The sequence below is a fragment of the Amycolatopsis sp. NPDC114478 genome, from assembly GCF_055633805.1.
The window spans coordinates 141952-157008 of sequence record NZ_JBVKDO010000004.1 but is presented as its reverse complement, the minus strand read 5'-3'; the positions used below and the strand labels follow the sequence as shown (position 1 = coordinate 157008).

Below are 15057 nucleotides of genomic sequence, written 5' to 3'. Positions count from 1 at the left end.
GGTTTCCGCTCAGCGGTACGCATTTCCGCTGGGTGGGGTTGGACGGTAACACCTCCGATGTATGTGCGGAAGATCTTGAAACGTCTCAGGGAGAATGCGGTTACTTGTGGACGCTAATTGGTACAACCTCCGATGGTTAAGTTTCCTACCTATGGCGGTTGCGGAGGCGTTGACGGCGTCGTTCGACGAGTTCGACAGTTGCGTGTTCAGATTCGTGAATGGGTTGTGAAGGGAGTAGAGGCTGTTCTTGGCGCAGGTCGCGAATGGCTCATTCGGGACCTGCGAAGACCGGAATGGATCATTCAAGACGCCCGGCTCGGCTCGATCCGCTCGACTTGGCCCGCCCGCCCGCCCGCCCGCCCGCCCGGCGCGGCCTGGCTCGGCGCGGCCTGCTCGGCCCGCCCGCCCGGCTCGATCCGGCTCGGCTCAGTCGGCCAGGCCAAGCCTGGCCCGGTGCTGCCGCGGCTCGGCGGCGACAGCTCGGCCCGGCTGGCTCGGGCCGCCCGCCCCGCTCGATCCGGCCCGGCTCTCGGTCCGGCGCTGCCACGGCTCGGCCGCGACAGCGCCAAGCCGAACCCAGGTGCGAGGGCGTGAGTTCGGCGGCGCAAGGCACCGACGCCATGACAACTCGTCCATTTCGCCCGGACGCCACAGCAAGGTCCTGAACGACTCATTCAAGACGTTTCGGCGGCCCGCCCCGCCGCCCACCCGACCCCACCGGTGGCCCGAGTCACGGACTCAGCAAACTCACAGCGCCCGGCGAGCACCATCCAACCGGTGACTGCCCGCAGCCCCCTTCGTACTCGCGCGTCCGTGTCCGCCGGGCGTCTCACCGCCTGGCTCTCGCGCAGCTCCGGCCTCGGCAACGGCGGTGTCATCGGCGGCCGCATCACGCTGGCCCTAGATCCGAAAGCCCTGCAGCGCGTCGGCCGGAACCGGACCGTCGTGCTCGTCACCGGCACCAACGGCAAGACCACCACCGCGCTCATGATCAGCAAGGCCCTCGAAGCCCTCGCCGAGGTCGCCGCCAACAGCGATGGCGCCAACATGCCCGACGGTGTGCTCGCCGCCCTCACCGCGCGCCCCGACGCGCCCTACGCCGTTCTCGAAGTCGATGAAACCTACGTCCCGTGGGTCGCCGACCAGCTGAACCCCGCCGTCCTCGTGCTGCTCAACCTCAGCCGCGACCAGCTCGACCGCGTCGGCGAGGTCCGTTCCACCGAACGAGACCTGCGCAAAGCGATCAAGAACCATCCTGAAACCACGATTGTCGCCAATTCTGACGACATCCTCGTCACCTCCGCGGCGACCGAAGCCGACAAAAAGCTCTGGGTCGGCACCGGACGGCGCTGGACCGGCGACTCCACCGCCTGCCCGCGCTGCGACGGCCTGATCACCCACGCCAAGGACCACTGGAGCTGCGCCTGCGGCCTCGCCCGCCCCGAGCCCGCCTGGACCCTCGAGGGCGACCTCGTCCACACCCCCGGCGGCCGCGACGTCGACCTGGACCTCCGCCTGCCCGGCGACGCCAACCGCGCCAACGCCGCCTTCGCGCTCGCCGCCGCGCACCGGCTCGGGGTGCCGCCGCACACCGCCGCCGCTCGGCTGCGGACCATCACCGACATCGGCGGCCGCTACCGGACCATCCGCCGGTCGCGGCACTCCGTGCGGCTGATGCTGGCCAAGAACCCGGCCGGCTGGGTCGAAACGCTGCGCGTGCTCGACGAGGACACCCCCGTCATCGTCGCCGTCAACGCGCAGGAGGCCGACGGCCGCGACCTGTCCTGGCTCTGGGACGTGCACTTCGAACGGCTGCGCGGACGCCAGGTCGTCGTCACCGGCGAGCGCGGCGCCGACCTCGCCGTGCGGCTCTGCTACGCCGAGGTCCCGCACTGGTCCGAGCCCGACCCGGTCGCCGCCATCGACGCGCTGCCGCCCGGCGGCGTCGAGCTGGTCGCCAACTACACCGCCTTCCGCGACCTGGTGGGCAGGCTGCCCAGTGCGTGACTCGATCGTCCAGATCGGACTCCTGCTGCCCGAGGTGCTCGGTACGTACGGCGACAGCGGCAACGCGCAGGTCCTCTGCCAGCGGCTGCGCTGGCGCGGGCTCGACGCCGAGGTCGTGCCGGTCGCGCTCGGCGAGCCGGTACCGTCCACTTTGGACCTCTATCTGCTCGGCGGTGGCGAGGACGGCGCCCAGGCGCTGGCCGCGGCCCACCTCCGGAAGTACCGGCGGGCCCTGACCCCGGAGACGGTGATCTTCGGCGTCTGCGCCGGCCTGCAGGTGCTCGGCACCCGCTTCCGCGGCCTCGACGGCGTCGACCACGACGGCCTCGGCCTGCTCGACCTCACCACCGTGCCCGGCGAGCGGCGCGCGGTCTCCGAACTGATCGCGACGTCGTCCGGGCTGCTGGACGACGCCCCGCTCACCGGGTTCGAGAACCACCTCGGCGTCAGCAAGCTCGGCGCCGGCAGCGAGCCGCTCGGCCAGGTCGTGCGCGGCACGGGCAACGGCGACGGCACCGAAGGCGCGGTGACCGACCACGTCGTCGGCACCTACCTGCACGGCCCGGCGCTCGCGCGCAACCCCGCGCTGGCGGATCTGCTGCTCACCTGGACGGCCGGGCACCCGCTGCCGCCGCTCGAGCTGCCGGAGGTCGATCGCCTGCGCGTGGAGCGGCTCACCGCCACGCGCCGGCGGCGGACTTAGTAGTGGCCGCACTCCGTGGTTACGCTGAGTTGGTGAAACTGGGCAGGGTGATCGCCGCGACCGGCGTGCGCATGCGAACCACGGCGGTGGCCGTCTTCGCCCTCGCGCTGGCGATCGCGGCCGCGCTCGCGGTGGTCGTGGTGCTGCTGGAGGAGTCGCTCGACCGCAGCGTCACCGAGAGTGCGCGCAGCACCGGCCGCCAGGTCGCCATCCAGCTCATCCGCGAGGGCGCGCGCGACCTCAGCGCGTCCGACGTCGCCAGCACCGGCGACACCGAGGCCGTCACCCAGGTGCTGAACGCGCGGGGCGTGCCGATCGCGAGCGACCCGGCGATCGTCGGGCACCCGCCGCTGACCTCCGCCCGCCCGGCCGTCGGCCAGGAAGCCATCGAGACCCTCCCGCTCGGGCTCAACGGCGACAGCGCCGACTACCGCGTCGTGTCTCAGCAGGTCAACGGGCCGGGCGGCCCGTACACGGTGATCTCCGCCCGGTCGCTGGAGCCGGTGACCGAGGCGTCGACGCGGCTGACGCTGCTGCTCGGCCTGATCGCGGTCCCGCTGCTGGCGATCTCCGGCCTCGCCGTCTACCGCGCGGTCGGCTCGGCGCTGCGCCCGGTCGAGCGGATGCGCCGGACCGTCGCCGAGATCTCGACGCGCGACCTCGCCGCCCGCGTCCCGCTGCCGCCGGGCGGCGACGAGGTGCACCGGCTGGCCGTGACGCTCAACGGGATGCTCGGCCGGCTCGCGTCGGCGCAGGCGGCGCAACGCCGGTTCGTCGCCGACGCCAGCCACGAGCTGCGCTCGCCGCTGTCCACGATCAGCACCGCGCTCGACGTCTCCGGGCGGCACCCGGAGAGCGCGCAAGACCTCGTGCCCGTGATCGCCCGCGAGACCGCGCGGCTGCGCGAGCTCGTCGACGACCTGCTCATGCTCGCCCGCACCGACGACGCGACCGACCGGCCGTCGCGCACCGAGGTCGACCTCGACGACATCGTGCGCGCCGAAGCCGAGCGGGTCCGCGGCGAGTGCGCGCTGGACATCGAGGTCCGCGCCGGGCCGGCGAAGGTCCGCGGCAGCGAAGCCCAGCTGCGGCGGGCGGTGCGGAACCTGGTCGACAACGCCCGCGGGCACGCGCGCTCGCACATCCGGGTGGCCAGCTCGGTGCGCGGCGACCTCGCCGTCGTCGAGGTGAGCGACGACGGCCCCGGCGTCGCGGAAGCCGACCGCGTCCGGATCTTCGAACGGTTCGTCCGGCTGGACGCGTCGCGGCAGCGCGAACACGGCGGCACCGGGCTCGGCCTGCCGATCGTGGCGGGCATCGCGGCGCGCCACGGCGGGAGCGCGCGCTACGCCGCTTCGGCCGAGCCGGGCGCGCGGTTCGTGCTCGAACTGCCGGTGCTCGAACTGCCCGAGGAGGAGTAGTGCGGCTGCTGATCGTGGAGGACGAGCGCGAGTTCGCGGAGACGCTGCGGCGCGGCCTGGTCGCCGAGGGCTTCACCGTCGACGTCGCGCACACCGGTCGCGAAGGCCTCTGGCGGGCCACCGAGCAGGAGTACGACGTCGTCGTGCTCGACATCATGCTGCCCGAGCTGTCCGGCTACGAAGTGCTCAAACGCCTGCGCGCGGCCGAAAACTGGACGCCGGTGCTGATGCTCACCGCCAAGGACGGCGAGTACGACGAAGCCGACGCGTTCGACCTGGGCGCCGACGACTACCTGTCCAAGCCGTTCTCCTTCGTCGTGCTGATCGCCCGGCTGCGCGCGCTGCTGCGCCGGGGCGCGCCGGCCCGCCCCGCCGTCCTGGAGGCGGGCGACCTGCGGCTCGACCCGTCGGCCCGCACCGTCCACAGGGGACAGACGCGGATCGAGCTGACCGCGCGGGAGTTCGGGTTGCTGGAGTTCTTGTTGCGGCGCCCGGGAACCGCGCTGACGAAGAACGAGATCCTGAGCCACGTCTGGGACGCGCACTACGACGGCGACGAGAACGTCGTCGAGGTCTACGTCGGGTACCTGCGGCGCAAGATCGACGTCCCGTTCGGCACCCGGACCATCGAGACGGTCCGCGGCGTCGGCTACCGGCTGGTAGACGTTACTCGATCGTGATATTCCGGGGATAATCCCGGAATTGGTGCCGCTGGGTGTTCCGGGTGCGCCATCTGCCGCCGCGGGTTGCCGCAGATCGCCCAACCGTTCCCGCGAACCGGTGAAAAATACCGTGCCGCTGCTCACCTGCGCGTAGTTGTGCACGTTGCTACGGTGGGCACCCACCCGAGACCAGGAAAGCGATGACGGAATCGCCAGAGCCGTTCCTTGCCCAAAACAACAATATACCGGAAAGCCCCGGGAAATCCGTTTCCCGGCTTCGTGCCGTCGACGCCATCCGCGAAGCGACGGCCCAGTTCGGCGTGGTCACGGGGATGACCCCGCACGCCGTGACCGGGGTCCGGACCCGCGCCGACGGCGGGTGGTCCGTGCTCGTCGACGTCGTCGAGCTGGCCCGGATCCCGGACTCCACCAGCGTGCTGGCCACCTACCGGGTCGACGTCGACGCCGCCGGTGAGCTGACCGCGTGCGAACGGCTGCGGCGGTTCACGCGGGGCACCACCGATTCCTGAAAGGAAGGGTGACACGATTGGCCGCTTCGTCCGATTCATTGGCGGACATTCTGGAGCGCGTGCTCGACAAGGGCGTCGTGATAGCCGGTGACATCGGCGTCAGCGTCGTCGACGTCGAATTGCTGACGCTGCGGATCCGGCTGTTCATCGCCTCCGCGCAGACCGCCCGGGAAATGGGCATGGACTGGTGGACGAACGACCCGTTCTTCGCGCCGAACGCACGGCGCGGCGAACTGGCGGACCCCACCGGGAAAGAACTGGACCTGGCGGCGCGCGTCGCCGAACTCGAGGCTCGGCTGCCCGTGCCGAGCGGGAGGGAAGAACCCCGGTGACCACCCGCGACTGGCTCTGCGCCTACGCGATCACCCGCAACCGCGACGGTCTGGACCTCGGCGCGGCGCCCCGGCTCGTCGGCTACCGCGACCTGGGCGTCGTCGTCTCGGAGGTGAGCCCGGCGCGGTTCGACCGCATCGACACGCTCGACCCGGTGGACGGCGCGCTCGCGGAGCTGGCCCGCGAACACGACGCCGTCGTGCGCGCGGTCTTCCGCCACGAACCGGTGCTGCCGCTGCGGTTCGGCACGGTCCTCGACGGCGAAGCCTCGGTGAAACGGCTCCTGGAGGTCGCCTACGACCAGGCGCGGGACTGCCTCGACGAGGTCGAGGGGCACCGCGAATGGGGCGTGCGGGTGCGGCACACCGAACCCGCCGCGACGACCCGGCCGGACACCGCGGGCCTGACCGGCACGCAGTACCTCGTCCGGCGGCGCGAGCGGCTGAAGGCGCTCCAGCAGGCGCGCGAGGACGTCGTCGGCGCGGCCGGGCGGCTCCAGAACGCGTTGCGCCGGCACGCGGCCGACAGCATGGAGCGGGCGCGGCTGCACGGCGTGCTGGTCAACACCGCCTTCCTGGTCGAAACCGGGCGGGAGGCGGCGTTCCACGCGGAGTTCGAGTGGTTCGCCCGCGAGTTGCGCGCGGCGGGCGCGACGGTGGAGACGTCGGGGCCGTGGCCGCCGTACTCCTTCACCGACGTCGAGCTCGGGGTGACGGTCGATGGCTGACGCCGCCGTGGAGTCCGTCGCCGACCTGCTCGACCGGGTCGTGCACCGCGGCGCCGTCGTGACCGGGGACGTGATCATCTCGCTCGCCGGGATCGACCTGGTCCGGCTCGACCTGCGGCTGCTGCTGCTCGGGCTCGAAGGATGAGCGAGCCCGTCCGGATCCCCGCCGACGCCGGCCGCGGGCTCGGCCACCTGGTCGTCACCGTGCTCGACATCCTCCGCGAAGTGCTCGAACGCCAAGCGCTGCGGCGCATGGAGACCCTCACCCCCGCCCAGGTCGAAGACCTCGGCCAGGCCCTGATCGCGCTGGACCTCCGGTTCGCCGAGCTCCGCGCGGTCCTCGACGAAAGGTTTTAGGTGACCAGACCGGGACAGACCGGCGGCGGCCTCGCCGACACGCTCGACATCCTGCTCGACAAGGGACTCGTCATCGACGCCTCGGTCCGGGTGTCGGTGATCGGGATCGAGCTGCTGGCGATCGAGGCGCGGATCGTGATCGCCAGCGTCGACACCTACATCCGCTACCTCGAAGCCATGCAGCGGCTGCAGAGCACGCCCGTGCCCGGGCAGATCTCCCAGGGGCTCGGGCAGACGACCGGGCTCATTCCGCCCCCGCCGCCGACCCCCGCAGTCGCGGTACCCGTGGAACCCGCCGTCCCCGTCGACCAGCCGTGACGCTGCAGCTCTACGGCGTCGTGCGCGCCGGGCACCCGCGGGCGCCGCGGACGGTGGGCTGGGAGGACCTGGCCATGGTCGTCGGCGACCCCGAGCCGGACCCGGCCGTGCACCTGGCGGTGGTGTCCGCGCTGGTCGAGGGCGGCCCGGTGCTGCCGGTCCGGTTCGGCACGGTGGCCGACGACGAGGACGCCGTCCGGGCCGACGTGCTCGCGCCGGCCGCCGGCACCTACCGCGCCGACCTCGACCGGCTCGACGGCCTGGCCGAGGTGCACGTCTGCCTGCGGTTCACCGAGCCCGGCTCGGCGTGGCGGGCCGCCCGGTCGGACGTGCTGCTCTCCGAGGTCGCCGAGCGGGCCCGCGACTCCGTGGCGCTGCCGGCCGGCGAGTCCGCCGACGAGCGCTGGGCGTTCCTCGTCGGGCTGGGCGACCTGCTCGTCGTGCGCGACGCGGTCACCGGGCTCACCCGCGGCGGCGTCCAGGCCGACTGGGTGGGGCCGCTGCCCGCGTACAGCTTCCTGGACCGGCGGACGTGCTCGCGGTGGACGTGGTGAGCGACGGCCGAACAGTCGCTGAACACTCCTTTCGCCACTGGCCGCCGTGGCTCGCGGTCGGCGATCCTGGTGCCGTGGCCACCAGTGAAGTCGCGTCGCTCCCACGCGCGTTCGGCGGGCCCGGCGCCGGGCCGGGCCAGTTCCGCGCGCCATCGGGGATCGCCGTCGACGTCCGCGGCCGCGTGTGGGTGGCGGACACCGGCAACGACCGCGTCCAGGCGTTCACCCGCGACGGCGCGCTCGTGCGCGTCCTGGCCGGGCGGCTCAAGGCGCCGGAAGGCGTCGCGGTCGACGCGGCCGGCCACGTGTACGTCGCCGACACGGGCAACCGCCGCGTGGTGCAGTTTTCGTGGTGGGGCGGGTTCGTGCGCGAGTTCGGCGGCCTGGACCGGCCGCGCGGGCTGGCGCTGGACCACGCGGGGCGGCTGCTGGTCGACGACACCGGGCGCGTGGCCCGCTTCGACACCCGCACGGGCGCGGCGCTGTCCGACACGACCGAGCCGATCAGCTCCCCGAGGGACATGGCCGACGACGGCGTGGGCGGGGTTTGGGTCGCCGAGACCGGGAACCACCGCATCGTCCACTTCGGAGCGTCGGCCTAGGTGTGTTCGGCCAGCAGCGGCAGCAGCCGGTCCCAGTGGCGCCGCAGAGCGGCGGGGTCGAAGGCGTCGGTGTCGGACATCGTGAAGCCGTGGACGGTGCCGGGGTAGATCTCGGACGTGTAGTCGATCCCCGCGGCGTCCAGAGTCTGGTTGAGTTCGTCGAGAGCCGCCGGCGTCAGGTCGGATTCGGCGTGGCCGAAGTGGACCCGGGCGGTGAGCCGGTGCAGAGCGTCGGGGCCGGCAGCGTGCACCGGGGCGTGGAACGCGGCGAGGGCGGCCACCTGCTCGGGGTGGGCCGCGGCGGTGCGCGTCGCGAGGAGGCCGCCGATGCAGTAGCCGGTCACCGCGACCGGCTCGGCTTTGACCTCCGGCTGCGTGGTGAGGAACCGAAGGTAGCCATCGGCGTCACGCAGGATGCGTTCGGTGGTGTGGGCCTCGATCAACGGCATGAGCCGCGCGAAGATCGCGGGCCGGGCTTCTTCCCCGATGTGCTCGGGAAGCTCGAGCACCGGGGTCGGGCCGGTGCGGTAGAAGATGTTGGGGACGAGCACGTAGTACCCGTGCCCGGCCAGTTCGCGGGCCATGTCCCGCAGCACGGGACGGATCCCGAAGCCGTCGGGGTACATCAGCACGCCCGGGTACCGCCCGCCATCGCCCGGGTAGGCGGCGATGGCGTCGGCCTCGCCGTCGTCGGTGGGAATTCGCAGCGTCTCGGTGAGTGAGGTCGTCATCGCCTCGGAGCATAGGCCGCCGGACGAAGCGTGCCGCCTAGTTTTTCGAGATCGCGGCCGTCGCGCGCACGACCGCGGTGCAGCGGTTCTCGACGTACTCGAGCCCGCCTTCTTCGGCGATGCGGCGCGCCTCGGCGGAGACGATGCCCTGCTGCAGCCACAGCGCCTTCGCGCCGATCTCCACGGCTTCACGCGCGATGCCCGGCGCCTCGGGGGACGGCCGGAAGACGTCGACCAGGTCGACCGGCTCCGGGATGTCCTTCAGCGACCGGTAGACCTTCTCGCCGAGCAGCTCGGTCGCGGTCGGGTGCACCGGGATGATCCGGAACCCGTGCGCCTGCAGCACGGCCGGCACACCGTGCGCGGCCTTGGCCGGGTCGCGGCTCAGGCCCACGACGGCGATGGTCTTCGCGCCTTCGAGGATTTCCTCTGCTTTCATGTCGATCAGAACGCCCAGCGGGCGTCAAAGCTTCCAGAGCCGCAGGCCGCGGACGCGGTAGACGGGCCAGATCACGTGCCACGGCTTGCGGCGGGCGAAGGTGGCGGCGCACGTCAGGATGTTGCGGGCGGACGTCGTCGCGACCTCGTGCTGGTCGGGCCAGACCGCGCCCTTGGCGCCGACGGCGATGCGGAACACCGTCAGCAGCCCGCGGCCCTGGAGGTCGTACTTCGCGCCGGTGTCGCCGGAGTCCGGGGCGAGCTCGGCGATCTCGGCGCCGAACGCGCGGGCGGCCTGCGGCGCGACCTCGGCGGGCACGACGCCCACACTGCGCATGATCGCCTTGCCGTGCACGCGCCGCGCGTACCGGAACAGCAGCGCGCGCTCCCACCACGGCAGCAGCCGGTGGTGCGCCAGCAGCGCGGCGCACTCGCCGTGGCCAATCGCGAAGATGCTCGTCAGCTCGTCGTACGCGCCGTTCGTCGCCGGCTCGTTCAGGTGCAGGCGGACCTCGAAGCGGGTGCGTGCGGTGAGTTCGTCGAGCAGCTCACGGCGATCGAGCCGGGCCTTCGCGCGGGACAGCGACCAGTCGGGCATCGGACCTCCAGACGTCGCGCACAGGCTAAACGCCGCGCGGCGCCCGGAACACGCTTTCAGCCGATCTTCTCGCCGTACATCTCGCCGAGCGGGTCGGAGATCAGCTCGACGCGGGCACCGTCCGGATCGGACAGGTAGATCGAAGATTCGCTCTCCAGCAGGTACTGCACGCCGGCCTCGTCGAGCTTGTCCTTGATCGCGCTCCACCGTTCGGGCGTGACGGACAGGGCCAGGTGGTGCAGTCCACCGAGGACTTCCGCGTACGGCCCGAGGTCCAGACCGGGCAGGTCGAAGAACGCGACGGCGTTGCCGTTGCCGACGTCGAAGAAGAAGTGGCTGGAGCCGGGGTAGTCGCGGTTCTCGATCAGCTCGGTGAGCGGGAAGCCGAGGATGTCCTGGTAGAACTCGATGGTCCGCTCGACGTCGCTGGAGATCAGCGCGGTGTGGTGGATGCCGCGCCCGTTCGTCGCCGGGCGTTCGGCGGCCGGGCGCAGGTGGCGCTCGCGCAGCTCGTCGCGGATCTCGGCGAGCTTGGTGACCTCGGCCTGGGTCGGTGCCATGTCCCTCACGTCCCTTCCTGGTGGTGTCGTCGACGCTACGCTCCATTTATCTCGCGCGCAAGAGGTTGCCTGGCGAGAGTTCCGTTGGGTGGAACGTCGAGGCTTGTGCGCGCGGTGCCCGCACGGCAGAGTCCGGGACGTGGACGTCAGCAAGGTGCAGGAGGCCGCCGCCCTACTGGCGCGGGCCTACGCGACGCGCGAACCGATCGAGCCGCTGATCAAGACCTACTCGGACGCGGGGGTCGAGGACGCGTACCGGATCCAGCAGGAGCAGGTGCGCCAGTGGGTCGGCAGCGGTGACGCCGTCCGCGGGCACAAGGTCGGGCTCGCGTCCGCCGCGATGCAGCGGCAGATGGGCGTCGACCAGCCCGACTACGGCCACCTCACCGGCAGCATGTTCCACCTCGAGCACCAGCCGATCCCGACGTCGGCGTTCCTGCAGCCGCGGATCGAGCCGGAGATCGCGTTCGTGCTCGGCTCGGCGCTGCGCGGCCCCGGCGTCACGGTCGCCGACGCGGTGCGGGCGGTCGACTTCGTGCTGCCGTCGCTGGAGATCGTCGACTCGCGGATCCGGGACTGGAAGATCTCGCTGTTCGACACGATCGCCGACAACGCGTCGTCCGGCGGGGTCGTGCTGGGCAGCCGCCCGACGGCGCTGCGCGACACCGACCTGCGGCTGGCCGGCTGCGTGCTGCACCAGAACGGTGCGGTGGCGGCCACCGGCGCGGGCGGCGCGGTGCTCGGGTCGCCGTTGAACTCGCTGGTGTGGCTGGCGAACACGGTCGGGCCGCTGGGCGTCACCCTGGAACCCGGGCACGTCGTGCTGCCGGGCTCGATGACCCGCGCGATCCCGGTGTCGCCGGGCGACACGGTCGTCGCGACCATCGCCGGCCTGGGCAGTGTCACCGCGGTCTTTTCGGAGGAATCGTGAACGTGCGCGAGGCGGCCGCGGCGCTGCTGGGGACGACTTCGGAGCGTTCGCCGCTGTCGGAGGACTGGCCGGAGCTGGACGTCGACACGGCGTACGCGATCCAGGACGAGGCCCTGCGGCAGCGACGGGCCCGCGGCGAGACGCTGGTCGGGCTGAAGCTGGGCCTGACGTCCCGGGCGAAGCAGGAGCGGATGGGCATCGACGCGCCGCTGCTGGCCTGGCTGACGGACGCGATGGTGCTGCCCGCGGGCGTCCCCGTGCCGCAGCTGATCCACCCGCGAGCCGAGCCGGAGCTGGTCTTCGTGCTGCGGGACCGCTTGACGGGCCCCGGCGTCACGGCGGCGACGGCGCTGGCCGCGGTCGACCGCGTGTACGGCGGCATCGAGATCATCGACAGCCGGTACGCGGACTACCGCTTCACGCTCCCGGACGCGGTCGCGGACAACGGCTCGTCGGCGTACTTCAGCGTCGGCCCGGTGGGTCTGCCGCCCGCGGCGCTGGATCTTTCACTGGAGGCGGCGCTGCTGGAGGTCGACGGCCAGATCGTCGACACGGCAACGGGCGCGGCGGTCCAGGGCCACCCGGCGGAGGCATTGGCGTTGGCGGCGAACGCGCTGGGCGCGCGGGGGCTGGCGTTGGAGCCGGGCTGGCTCGTGCTGACGGGCGGCATGACGGACGCGGTCCCGCTCCGCCGAGGCTCCCGCGTGGCGGCGCACTTCTCCCACCTGGGCTCGGTCACGCTTTCGGGGTGACCTCGGCGCGGTCGGCGATCCGCGCGATGCCGCGCACGATCCGCGGCCAGACCGCGCGGGGCAGATCGTGGCCGATGCCCGGGACGAGTTCCGGGTGGGACCGCGGCGGGCTCGGCGGGCGTGCGAGTTCCGCCTTCGATCACGCGAGTTCCGGGGCGGGCTATGTCGGGTCGGGCTCAGCGCGAGGCTGGGCCGGGTCGCGCGAGGTTGGCACGCCTGCCAGCGAGATGCGGCGAAGTCCTCGCCCGCGCATCCGGGGTCCGCGTCAGGTGGCCACTTCGCGGCGGTCGGCGATCCGCGCGATGCCGCGCACGATCCGCGGCCAGACCGCGCGGGGCAGGTCGTGGCCCATGCCCGGGACGATGTCGAGGTCCGCGCCCGGGATGGCTCTCGCCGTCGCGCGGCCGCCCGATACGTGGACCAGCGGGTCGCGCGCCCCGTGGATCACCAACGCGGGTGTTCGCACCTTCCGCAGTCGCGGGGCGCGGTCGCGCTCGGCCATGATCGCCGCGAGCTGGCGCAGCGTGCCGCCCGGGTGGACGCCGCGGTCGAACGTGCGCTCGGCGCGGTCGCGCATGCGGGTCTCGTCGAACGGGTAGCCCGGCGAACCGATCAGCCGGAACGTCCGCACGAGCATCTCGACGTACTCCGCCCGGCTGCGCGGCGGCGCGCTGAGCAGCATCGACATCGCCTTGCCGCTCGGGCGGCCGACCAGCCGGCCGCCGGTGCTGGACATGATCGACGTCAGCGACAGCACCCGCTCCGGGTGCCGGATCGCCAGCGTCTGCGCGATCATCCCGCCCATCGACGCGCCTGCGACGTGCGCGGCCGGGATGCCCAGCGCGTCCAGCAGCCCGGCGGCGTCGGCGGCCATGTCCGCCAATGAGTAGGGCGCGCTGTGCAGCAGGTACGCCTGCGCGAGGTTGGCCCGGCCGCGCATCCGGCTCGACCGCCCGGCGTCCCGGTTGTCGAACCGGATGACGCGGAACCCTTGTGCGGCAAGGAGTTCGCAGAACTCTTCGTCCCACCAGATCATCGGCGCGCCGAGGCCCATGACGAGCAGCAGCGGCCGGCCGCCCGCGTCGCCGAACGTCTCGTGGCACAGCTCGACGCCGCCGACCTCGGTGACCTGCTCCGCCATCAGGCCTCCCGGGTGTGCTCGGCGGCCAGCTTCGTGAGCTCGGCCAGCGCGTCGTGCAGGTGGTCGATCAGGTCCCAGACGTCCGGGATCAGCTCGCGGCAGGCGACCAGCCCGAAGTCCAGCTTGCCGTCGTAGGACATCACGGTGATGTTCAGCCCGCCACTCGCGTCGGTGATCGCGGACACCGGGTAGTTCGCGAGCAGGCGCGCGCCCGCGAGGTACAGCGGCTTCTGCGGGCCCGGCACGTTCGAGACGACGAGGTTGACGACGGGCGCGGTGGCCCCGAGGAACTTCATCGTGGCGCGGGCGGCGAGCCCGCCGAGCGCGGCCGGCAGCATCCCGCTGAAGTCGACCAGCCACGACGCGGGCAGCGGCTGGTACCGCTGCTTCGCGGCGACCATCGCGCTGGTGACCTCGGCCAGCCGCGCGGCGGGATCGGCGAGGTGCGTCGGCAGCGGCGCGAGCATGACGGAGACCTGGTTCCCGGCGTCCTTCGCCTGCTCGGGCGTGCGCACCGACAGCGGGACGAGCGTGACGAGCGGCTGGTCGGGCAGCGCGTCGTGGTCGGTCAGCCACCGGCGCATGGCGCTCGCGCACAAAGCCAGCACGACGTCGTTCACGGTGACGCCGAAGGTGTTCTTGACGCGCTTGACCTCGTCGAGGGGCAGCGAGCCGTACGCGAACCGGCGGTGCGGGCTGATCGGCCCGTTGAACGGCGTGTCGGGCGCGACGAGCCGCGGCCGGGCGGCCTCGTGCCGTCCGGGACCTTGGCGCGTGACGCGGTTGAGGACGCTCCCGGCTTTCGCGAGCAGCCCGACGCCGGGGTAGCGCCCGAGGCCGGGGACGTCGTCGAGGTGCTGCAGCAGTTTCGGTACCTGGAGGGCGGCTTTGACGGGGTGCAGCACGAGCTTCTTCGTCCCGTTGAGGGCGAGGGCGACGGGAGTGGGGATGGGCTCTTTCTGCGTTGTCTTCGGGGGTTCGGTGGTCCGGGGTTCGGCCGTGGTGTCCATGAGGACGCCGATGAGCTCGGCCCCCGAGACGCCGTCGATGGCGCTGTGGTGGACCTTCGTGTAGACGGCTTTGCTGCCGTCCTGCAGGCCGTGGATGAGGTAGGCCTCCCAGAGCGGCCGCCGCCGGTCGAGCGGCCGCGCGGTGAGGCGGGCGATCTGTTCCCCGAGCTGTTTCGGGTCGCCGGGAGCGGGCAGCGCGATCTCGCGGACGTGGTACTCGAGGTCGAACTCCGGATCATCGATCCAGTAGGGGTGGTCGAGCCCGAGCGGCACGGACAGCAGCCGCCACCGGAGCGGTTTCGCGAGGTGCAGCCGCGAGCCGATGAGCTCGCGCAGGCCGTCGAGGGTGAGGGTCCGGTCCGGAGCGGTCAGGGGGTCGAGGATCGAGAGCCCCCCGACGTGCCCGGTGGTGGTGGTCGACTCGGCGTTGAGGAACTGCACGTCCAGGGCGGTGAGCTGGCGCATCAGGCCTCCTCGGGCTCGGCAGGCCAGTCTGCCCCGCGGGCTCGGCGGGGTAAATCCGCTGGGCGGGTGCGCGATGCCACCCGCGCACGGGGAGCCGGCTCACCCGCACCGGTGATCCGGAGCAGCCCGCTCGGCGATGAGACTGCCGGTGTGGAAAGGCTTGTCCCGGTCGCCCTCGGATGGAGGGCCTGCCTTCTGCTGGTCCTCGTCGTTCCGC

The 15057-nt window shown here is 72.4% G+C and carries 20 protein-coding genes; 14 read left to right on the top strand and 6 right to left on the bottom strand.

Going from position 1 to position 15057, the window contains the following annotated elements; all coding sequences use genetic code 11:
- Positions 1 to 813: 813 nt before the first annotated feature.
- From ACZ7OH_RS13385 to ACZ7OH_RS13330, 12 genes are all read left to right on the top strand, one after another.
- On the top strand, positions 814 to 2007 hold the full coding sequence (locus tag ACZ7OH_RS13385; RefSeq protein ID WP_470281055.1) for a MurT ligase domain-containing protein: 1194 nt from the start codon (positions 814 to 816) through the stop codon (positions 2005 to 2007).
- A complete protein-coding gene (locus ACZ7OH_RS13380) occupies positions 2000 to 2710 on the top strand; it encodes a type 1 glutamine amidotransferase (RefSeq protein ID WP_470281054.1) in 711 nt (236 codons plus the stop codon). Before ACZ7OH_RS13385 ends, ACZ7OH_RS13380 begins: the two co-directional genes overlap by 8 nt.
- A gap of 32 nt (positions 2711 to 2742) precedes the next feature.
- Positions 2743 to 4131: a sensor histidine kinase gene (locus ACZ7OH_RS13375; protein ID WP_470281053.1), complete on the top strand. Its 1389-nt coding sequence runs from the start codon at positions 2743 to 2745 to the stop codon at positions 4129 to 4131.
- Positions 4131 to 4811 carry a response regulator transcription factor gene (locus ACZ7OH_RS13370; RefSeq protein WP_400896026.1) on the top strand — a complete coding sequence of 227 codons (681 nt, stop codon included), beginning with the start codon at positions 4131 to 4133 and terminating at the stop codon, positions 4809 to 4811. The genes ACZ7OH_RS13375 and ACZ7OH_RS13370 overlap by 1 nt, the downstream gene beginning before the upstream one ends.
- Positions 4812 to 4993: 182 nt before the next feature.
- A complete protein-coding gene (locus ACZ7OH_RS13365) occupies positions 4994 to 5323 on the top strand; it encodes a gas vesicle protein GvpO (protein WP_400896024.1) in 330 nt (109 codons plus the stop codon).
- Positions 5324 to 5340: 17 nt separating this feature from the next.
- Positions 5341 to 5655: a gas vesicle protein gene (locus tag ACZ7OH_RS13360; RefSeq protein ID WP_400896022.1), complete on the top strand. Its 315-nt coding sequence runs from the start codon at positions 5341 to 5343 to the stop codon at positions 5653 to 5655.
- On the top strand, positions 5652 to 6383 hold the full coding sequence (locus tag ACZ7OH_RS13355) for a GvpL/GvpF family gas vesicle protein (protein ID WP_470281052.1): 732 nt from the start codon (positions 5652 to 5654) through the stop codon (positions 6381 to 6383). Before ACZ7OH_RS13360 ends, ACZ7OH_RS13355 begins: the two co-directional genes overlap by 4 nt.
- A complete protein-coding gene (gvpJ, locus tag ACZ7OH_RS13350) occupies positions 6376 to 6528 on the top strand; it encodes a gas vesicle protein GvpJ (protein WP_086674556.1) in 153 nt (50 codons plus the stop codon). The genes ACZ7OH_RS13355 and gvpJ (ACZ7OH_RS13350) overlap by 8 nt, the downstream gene beginning before the upstream one ends.
- Positions 6525 to 6740 (top strand): gas vesicle protein GvpK, encoded by a 216-nt coding sequence (gene gvpK / locus ACZ7OH_RS13345; protein ID WP_470281051.1) that lies wholly within the window; start codon positions 6525 to 6527, stop codon positions 6738 to 6740. The genes gvpJ (ACZ7OH_RS13350) and gvpK overlap by 4 nt, the downstream gene beginning before the upstream one ends.
- Positions 6741 to 7058: a gas vesicle protein GvpJ gene (gvpJ, locus tag ACZ7OH_RS13340; protein ID WP_400896016.1), complete on the top strand. Its 318-nt coding sequence runs from the start codon at positions 6741 to 6743 to the stop codon at positions 7056 to 7058.
- Positions 7055 to 7612 carry a GvpL/GvpF family gas vesicle protein gene (locus ACZ7OH_RS13335; RefSeq protein WP_470281050.1) on the top strand — a complete coding sequence of 186 codons (558 nt, stop codon included), beginning with the start codon at positions 7055 to 7057 and terminating at the stop codon, positions 7610 to 7612. The genes gvpJ (ACZ7OH_RS13340) and ACZ7OH_RS13335 overlap by 4 nt, the downstream gene beginning before the upstream one ends.
- A gap of 74 nt (positions 7613 to 7686) precedes the next feature.
- Positions 7687 to 8214, top strand: coding sequence for an NHL repeat-containing protein (locus tag ACZ7OH_RS13330; protein WP_470281049.1), 528 nt, complete (start codon positions 7687 to 7689; stop codon positions 8212 to 8214).
- Here ACZ7OH_RS13330 and ACZ7OH_RS13325 read toward each other — a convergent pair.
- Genes ACZ7OH_RS13325 through ACZ7OH_RS13310 form a run of 4 tightly spaced genes read right to left on the bottom strand, consistent with a single transcriptional unit; the run spans position 8211 to position 10541 of the window.
- The gene (locus tag ACZ7OH_RS13325) at positions 8211 to 8945 is read right to left on the bottom strand and encodes a dienelactone hydrolase family protein (RefSeq protein WP_470281048.1); all 735 of its coding nucleotides are present in this window, start codon (positions 8943 to 8945) and stop codon (positions 8211 to 8213) included. The genes ACZ7OH_RS13330 and ACZ7OH_RS13325 overlap by 4 nt on opposite strands.
- A 37-nt stretch (positions 8946 to 8982) precedes the next feature.
- Positions 8983 to 9384 carry a CoA-binding protein gene (locus ACZ7OH_RS13320; protein WP_436384769.1) on the bottom strand — a complete coding sequence of 134 codons (402 nt, stop codon included), beginning with the start codon at positions 9382 to 9384 and terminating at the stop codon, positions 8983 to 8985.
- Between the two features lie 24 nt (positions 9385 to 9408).
- Positions 9409 to 9981, bottom strand: coding sequence for a hypothetical protein (locus ACZ7OH_RS13315; protein WP_470281047.1), 573 nt, complete (start codon positions 9979 to 9981; stop codon positions 9409 to 9411).
- 56 nt (positions 9982 to 10037) lie between these two features.
- Positions 10038 to 10541: a VOC family protein gene (locus ACZ7OH_RS13310; RefSeq protein ID WP_470281046.1), complete on the bottom strand. Its 504-nt coding sequence runs from the start codon at positions 10539 to 10541 to the stop codon at positions 10038 to 10040.
- Positions 10542 to 10680: 139 nt separating this feature from the next.
- Between ACZ7OH_RS13310 and ACZ7OH_RS13305 the strand changes: the two genes are divergently transcribed.
- Positions 10681 to 11472, top strand: a complete 792-nt coding sequence (locus ACZ7OH_RS13305) for a 2-keto-4-pentenoate hydratase (RefSeq protein WP_470281044.1) — start codon at positions 10681 to 10683, stop codon at positions 11470 to 11472.
- On the top strand, positions 11469 to 12224 hold the full coding sequence (locus tag ACZ7OH_RS13300) for a 2-keto-4-pentenoate hydratase (RefSeq protein ID WP_470281043.1): 756 nt from the start codon (positions 11469 to 11471) through the stop codon (positions 12222 to 12224). Before ACZ7OH_RS13305 ends, ACZ7OH_RS13300 begins: the two co-directional genes overlap by 4 nt.
- Before the next feature lie 265 nt (positions 12225 to 12489).
- On the opposite strand, the gene ACZ7OH_RS13295 is transcribed toward ACZ7OH_RS13300, so the two are convergent.
- Both ACZ7OH_RS13295 and ACZ7OH_RS13290 read right to left on the bottom strand, forming a co-directional pair.
- A complete protein-coding gene (locus ACZ7OH_RS13295) occupies positions 12490 to 13365 on the bottom strand; it encodes an alpha/beta fold hydrolase (RefSeq protein WP_470281042.1) in 876 nt (291 codons plus the stop codon).
- Positions 13365 to 14840 (bottom strand): WS/DGAT/MGAT family O-acyltransferase, encoded by a 1476-nt coding sequence (locus ACZ7OH_RS13290; protein ID WP_470281041.1) that lies wholly within the window; start codon positions 14838 to 14840, stop codon positions 13365 to 13367. Before ACZ7OH_RS13290 ends, ACZ7OH_RS13295 begins: the two co-directional genes overlap by 1 nt.
- Between the last annotated feature and the right edge of the window lie 217 nt (positions 14841 to 15057).